1 pseudogene is annotated in these 341 nt (G+C 39.3%); it reads left to right on the top strand.

Features of this window, described 5'->3' with window-relative positions:
- Positions 1 to 195: 195 nt before the first annotated feature.
- Positions 196 to 341 (top strand): annotated as a pseudogene (locus AB4585_RS29630) (3-oxoacyl-ACP synthase); the annotation flags it as partial.

Below are 341 nucleotides of genomic sequence, written 5' to 3'. Positions count from 1 at the left end.
CTTCTTAAAGATCTGATTGATTTTCTTCTTACGGTTCATTTTTTAACCTTGCTTAGCTTAACGGGGCTAAGACTATCACATTCTAACAATTTTGGTGATGTTAAGCGGAGAATTAAGTATTGCTAACCGTTATTTGTCTCCTTTGAATGCAGTATACTCATTGGACCAATAATGATTTGAAACAAAGCAGGTAGTATGGCGAAGAAGTTTGCAGAAATCTCGGGTTGGGGAAAGTGTCTTCCACCAACAGTATTGACGAACGATGATCTTAGTACGTTTCTTGATACGTCAGATGAGTGGATTAAACCAAGAACGGGGATATCCGCAAGGCGCATCAGTCA

This window comes from Vibrio sp. 10N.222.49.C9 (assembly GCF_041474985.1).
GTDB lineage: Bacteria > Pseudomonadota > Gammaproteobacteria > Enterobacterales > Vibrionaceae > Vibrio > Vibrio crassostreae_C.
Note: the sequence above shows the minus strand (reverse complement) of the source record. Positions and strands in the feature narration are given on the sequence as shown.